6 protein-coding genes are annotated in these 5,607 nt (G+C 74.6%); 4 read left to right on the top strand and 2 right to left on the bottom strand.

What is annotated here, in order from left to right; all coding sequences use genetic code 11:
- The 4 genes from AA75_RS50530 to AA75_RS41650 form a co-directional block, all read left to right on the top strand.
- Positions 1 to 618 (top strand): hypothetical protein (locus tag AA75_RS50530; protein ID WP_033825726.1); only part of this gene is annotated, 618 nt, incomplete at its 5' end.
- A gap of 68 nt (positions 619 to 686) precedes the next feature.
- Entirely contained in the window at positions 687 to 1,388 is a 702-nt protein-coding gene (gene cseB, locus AA75_RS41660; protein ID WP_033825734.1) for a two-component system response regulator CseB, read from the top strand.
- Positions 1,385 to 2,605 (top strand): HAMP domain-containing sensor histidine kinase, encoded by a 1,221-nt coding sequence (locus AA75_RS41655; RefSeq protein ID WP_033825725.1) that lies wholly within the window; start codon positions 1,385 to 1,387, stop codon positions 2,603 to 2,605. Before cseB ends, AA75_RS41655 begins: the two co-directional genes overlap by 4 nt.
- Before the next feature lie 203 nt (positions 2,606 to 2,808).
- Positions 2,809 to 3,693, top strand: coding sequence for a YhjD/YihY/BrkB family envelope integrity protein (locus AA75_RS41650; protein WP_233289431.1), 885 nt, complete (start codon positions 2,809 to 2,811; stop codon positions 3,691 to 3,693).
- A gap of 38 nt (positions 3,694 to 3,731) precedes the next feature.
- Here the strand turns inward: AA75_RS41650 and AA75_RS41645 are convergent, their stop codons facing one another.
- Complete coding sequence (locus AA75_RS41645) at positions 3,732 to 5,153, bottom strand: DUF2252 domain-containing protein (protein WP_033825724.1); 1,422 nt, start codon at positions 5,151 to 5,153, stop codon at positions 3,732 to 3,734.
- A gap of 161 nt (positions 5,154 to 5,314) precedes the next feature.
- Positions 5,315 to 5,607 (bottom strand): amphi-Trp domain-containing protein (locus AA75_RS46735; RefSeq protein WP_233289430.1); only part of this gene is annotated, 293 nt, incomplete at its 5' end.

Here is a 5,607-nt window from a genome sequence, read left to right as displayed (position 1 = left end):
CCCGCCGCCGCACCGCCCACCGACCAGCCGCCGCCGGCCGCGCTGCCGGGGGTCACCGCGGCCGCCGGCGACCTCCGCGGCCTGGACGCCGCCACCGTCCTCGCCCACGACCCGGGGCTGCCGGAGGACGAGCGGGCCGCCCTGGCCGGCTGTCAGGGCTGCGAGCTGCGGCCCGCGCAGTACCGCGACCTCGGCGGCGACGGCCGGCCGGAGCTGATCACCGCCGTGGTGACCGCCGCCCACCACGCCTACCTGCACGTCTACACCGCGCGGGACGGCCAGGTCTTCCCGGTGCTGGCCCAGAGCGTCCTGGCCGGGTTCACCGCCGACACCGCCGGAACGGAGCTCGTCGTGCACGAGCCCAACGGTCCGGACTCCCAGACCGACACCAGGTACGGCTGGCGGTCCGACCGGATGCTGGTGACCGACCGGCAGATCAAGGGCACCGGCCCGACCGCGACCCCGACCCTCTGCGCGCCCACCGCCCCGGCACCCCGGCCGACGGCCGACCCGTCCGAGGACGACGGCAGCCCCCGGCGCGGAGCGCCCCAACCCGCCGTCTCCGCCGTCCCGAGCCGCTCGGCGCCGTCCGCCGCCCCTGTGAGGCCCACCTCGTGAACCCGGCAACCCACCACCCGGCACCCCACCACCCCGCCGGCGCGGCCCCGGCGGCCCCCGCCCCCCGGATCCTGCTGGTCGAGGACGACGAAGTGATCCGCGAGGCGACCAGGATGGCCCTCGAACGGTACGGCTTCCCGGTGGAGACGGCCGGCGACGGCCTGGAGGGGCTCGAGCGCTTCCGCGCCCAGCCCCCGGACATCCTGCTGCTGGACGTGATGCTCCCGCTGCTCGACGGGGTCGGGCTCTGCCGCCGGATCCGCGAGGAGAGCCTGCTCCCGATCCTGATGATGTCCGCCCGCACCGACCCGATCGACGTCATCTCAGGCCTGGAGGCCGGGGCCGACGACTACATCACCAAACCCTTCGAGAGCGCCGTCCTGGTCGCCCGGATCCGTACCGTGCTGCGCCGCACCGGCCTCGCCCCCCGGCCGGCCGCCGAGGCACCCGCCGACGTCCCCGCCCCGGCCGCACCGCGGGCCGTCCGGGTGATCGACGGCCTGGAGCTGGACACCGACGCCATGGAGGTCCGGGTGGACGGGCGGCCGGTCCCGCTCACCCCGACCGAACTGCGGCTGCTGCTGGAGTTCACCGCCGCACCCGGCGTGGTGCTGGAACGCCAGATCCTGCTCGAACGCGTCTGGGACTACTCCTGGGGCGCCGACAGCCGGGTGGTGGACGTCCACGTCCAGCGGCTGCGCGCCAAGATCGGGGCGGGCCGGATCGAGACCATCCGGGGCTTCGGCTACAAGCTGCGGCGGGCCGGATGACCCTGCGCCGACAGATCGCCGCCACCGTCGCCCTGGTCTCTTTCCTGGTCGCCCTCACCCTCGGCCTGCTCGTCCACCAGGCCTCCGTGCACCAGCACACCGGGCAGGCCAGGAAGTCCGCGCAGAACGCCCTCGACTCGCTGCTCACCGGGTACGACCGCACCGGCGAGCTGGTGGGCTGGAACACCGTCCCCGACGACCCGGCCCTCCCGGCCGAGCTGCGCCGCCTCGCCGAACGCGGCCGCCAGGGGACCATGCTCGGCCCCGGACCCGACGGCACCGCGATGTGGGGCGCCGCCGGGATCGGCGGCGGCACCGAACCGGTCCAGGTGGTGTCGGTCCGGGTGGACTACGCGGACGACGAACGGGCCATCGCCGAACTCGACCGGACCATCCTGGTGTCGGCCGCCCTCGCCGTGGTGGTGACGGTGCTGGCGGGCGTCCTCGCCGCCGACCGGATCAGCCGCCGGCTGCGGATCGCCGCCCGCACGGCCCGCACCATCGCCCGGGGCGACCTGGCCGCCCGGATCGGCTCGCTCGGCCGCCCGCGCGACGAGGTCGCCGAACTGGCCGCGGCGGTCGACTCGATGTCCGCCGTGCTGAGCAGCAGGCTGGCGAGCGAACAGCGCTTCACCGCCGACGTCGCGCACGAGCTGCGCACCCCCCTGACCGGGCTGCTCACCGCGGCCGAACTGCTCCCGCCGGGCCGGCCCACCGAACTGGTGCAGGGCCGGGTCCGGGTGCTGTGCAGCCTGACCGAGGACCTGCTGGAGGTCTCCCGGCTCGACGCCCGCGCCGAACGCCCCGAACTGACCGTCGTCCCGCTCGGGCCGGTGGTCACCCGGATGGTGGCGGCCGCCGGGTCCCCGACCGACCTGCTGATCGTCGCCGGCGCGGTCGTCACCACGGACGTCCGCAGGCTGGACCGGATCGTCTCCAACCTGGTCGCCAACGCCCACCGGCACGGCCGCGCCCCGGTCGAGGTCCGGGTCGACGGGGCCCGCCTCACCGTCCGCGACCACGGCGCCGGCTATCCGGAGGACATCCTGAGCGAGGGGCCGCGGCGCTTTCGCACCGGCGCCCGCGAACGCGGCCACGGCCACGGCCTCGGCCTGACGATCGCGCAGGGCCACGCCGAGGCCCTCGGCATCACCCTGCACCTGCGCAACGACCCGGCGGGCGGCGCGGTCGCCGAACTCCGGCTGCCCACCGGCTGACCGCCGCCCCCGGCGGCTCGCTCCCGTACGGACGACGCGCGGGCCGCGGGGCCGCGTCGGAGCCGGATCCGGCGCGGCGGTGGCGCTACGCTCGCGTTGTCACAGCACGGTCCGCAGTCCGAGGAAGGGGGCCGGGGCCCATCAGGCGGGAGCGCCTCACCAGGACACTCACGTTCTGGCTGCGTCCGGCGTTCGCGCTGCGAGTGGTCAACCGGTTCCAGCGGGTGGCCGGCTTCGACCGCTCGATGGCACTGGCCTCCAGCGCGCTGACGGCCCTGATCCCGCTCGCGGTGCTCGGTGCCACCGTGCTGACCCGCTTCGGCCCGCCGGACGTGGCGAGCCGGATCATCAACCGGTACGGCCTCACCGGGGGCGGGGCCACGGCGGTCAGGCAGCTGTTCGAGCCTTCGGTCGCCACCGACGGCGGCCTGGACATCCTCGGGTTGCTGTTCCTGCTGCTCTCGGTGCTGAGCTTCACCCGCGCCACCCAGCGGCTGTTCGAACAGGCCTGGGAGCTGAAGCCGCTGAGCGTCCGCAACACACCGAACGGCCTGCGGTGGGTGCTGGGCCTGGCCTGCTACCTGACGGTCACCGGCTGGGTCTGGGTCGCGCTCGGTGGCACGCCTTTCGGGCTGGCCGCCTCGCTGTGTGAGGTGCCGCTGACCGCGGTGTTCCTCGGCTGGAGCGGCCGGGTGCTGTCCGCCCGGCGGATCGGCCGGCGCGACCTGCTGCCCTTCGGCGTCATCGTGGCGGTCCTGGAGGCCGCCTACTCGGTCGGCACGACCGTCTACCTGCCCCACCTCTTCAGCTCCTACGCCACCCGCTACGGCTCGGTGGGCGCGGTCTTCGCGATGCTCTCGGCCCTGTTCGGCCTGATGTTCGTCTTCGTCGGCTCGGCCGCGCTCGGCCGCGAGGTGGCCGTCGAACTCGACCGGATCCGCCACGGGCGGCGCCCGCCCGACGACGAGGTGCGGCACCAGTGGGACGTCCTGCTGGAGCAGCTGCGCTCGCGCTGGCGGTCCGCCCGAGGACAGCTCCCCTCCCGGGACCGCCGCGACCCCGGCCCGGCCGGGCCGCCGGAGAACTGAGAGCCCGGGGGCGCGGTGGTCGGGCGCGGCGGTCGGGTTCAGGCCTCCTCGGCGGTCACCCGGCCGGACTTCACGGCGTCGAGCAGGGCCTGGTGGTCCCGCTCGTTCTGGTCGGCGTAGCTCTCGGCGAACCTCACCAGCGCCCGGTCGAACACGTCCCCGCCGCCCAGGTAGGCGGCGATGCCGATCCGGTCGCCCGACCTGGCGTGGGCACGGGCGAGCGTGGCGCCGCACAGCTCGCCGAACAGCTCGAGTCCGCTCGGCACCATCATCGACGGGTCGACGATGCCCTTCCAGTCCCGCAGTTGACGCACGTAGAAGTCGCGCTCCACGCCGTCGGGTGCGAGCACGTGCTCCCAGCCGAGGAAGATGTCGCTGGTGGCCTGCATCAGCCGCTGGCCGGCGACCACCCGCTCGCCCTGGGTGGCGTACCGGCTGGCGCCGGCGTGCGCGGCGAGCACGGACTCGTCCGCCTCCTTGGCCTGGAGGAACAGCGGATCCTCGCCGTCACGGCCGAGCAGCAGCACGATCCAGCACCGGGTTCCGACGCTGCCGACGCCGACCACCTTGCGGGCCATGTCGACCAGGGTGTACTCGCCGAGCAGGTGCTGGCGGTCCGACTGGAGGGTGCTGCCGTAGCGGCCGATCAGGTTGCGGAGCATGCCCTCCAGGACCTGGCGTTCGACCCGGGGCAGCAGATCGGTGAGGCGGGTGACCACGGGAGGCTGCGGGGCGATCCGGCGCTTGCCGCCGACCACCTCGGTGAGCCTCTCGAACGCCTGCATGGTGTCCCGGGTGCGGGCCTTGGCCAGGGCCTTCGACAGCTCCTTGCGGCCGCGCCGGTGCAGCCGGCCCGAGGCCACGGCCTCGAGGGTCTCCGCGTCGGCCTGGGTGTACCAGACCGGGAGGTTGCCCATCCCGGCGAAGCGGCGCATCCGCTGCCGGTAGGAGCGGACCGTCGTCCGGACGATCGCCGCGCGCTCCGCCTCCGAGAAGCCGTTCTCACGGGCGGCGATGACCATGCTGGTGGCCAGCCGTTTGACGTCCCACTCCCAGGGGCCGGGCAGGGTCTCGTCGAAGTCGTTGATGTCGAAGACCAGGCGCCGCTCGGGGGAGGCCAGCAGGCGGAAGTTGAGCAGGTGAGCGTCGCCGCACAGCTGGGCCCGGATCCCGGAGGCCGGGGTGTCGGCCAGGTCGCTCGCCATGATCGCGGCGGCGCCCCGGTAGAACCGGAACGGCGACTCCGACATCCGCCCGTAGCGGATCGGCACCAGCTCCTGGACCCGAACGGCGGACTGCTTCTCGATGATCGCGATCGGATCGGTCCGCTGCCGGCCCGGGTCGTAGTCGCCGTGGCCGGAGCGGGGCGAACGCGCACGGGCCGCCCGGCCGTCGTCGGCGCGTTCCCGCGGGGAGCGCCAGGTCAGACCGGGTACGGCGATCGCCGAGTTCCTCGACATGTCAGGGGCCTCCAGGGCTCGTCCCGATGATCGGCCCGCATCCGCCGCGGGCCGGGAAGCTCCGCTCCGTGCTTCGCTTCCATGCTGCTCGCGACGGCACCGATCCGCGCGTTGCGCCGACCGGTGCGGGCCGCCCACCGCCCGGCTGCCGCCGGCTACGGCTACGTCGTGGCCCCGTCGGCCGCGGCGGTCGACCACTTGAACTCGATCTCCAGCTCGACCTCCCCGTCGCCGACCTCCACCTCGATCTCGCCGCGCAGGTCGTCGGGGATCCGGAAGCTCAGCACCCCCGGGCCGAGCTCCAGCTCGGCGTTGCCCCCGCGACGCAGCGCGTCGGCGAGCGCCGAGAGCTGGTCGGCCGCCTCCGTACGCGACAGCGACTGCTTCTGTTCGAACTTCAGGTCCTTCACCGGTGCCTCCGTGGTGCTCGGCAGCGGGTGCGGCCGGGGCCGCA

The organism is Kitasatospora sp. MBT63 (assembly GCF_000710465.2).
GTDB lineage: Bacteria > Actinomycetota > Actinomycetes > Streptomycetales > Streptomycetaceae > Kitasatospora.
Note: the sequence above shows the minus strand (reverse complement) of the source record. Positions and strands in the feature narration are given on the sequence as shown.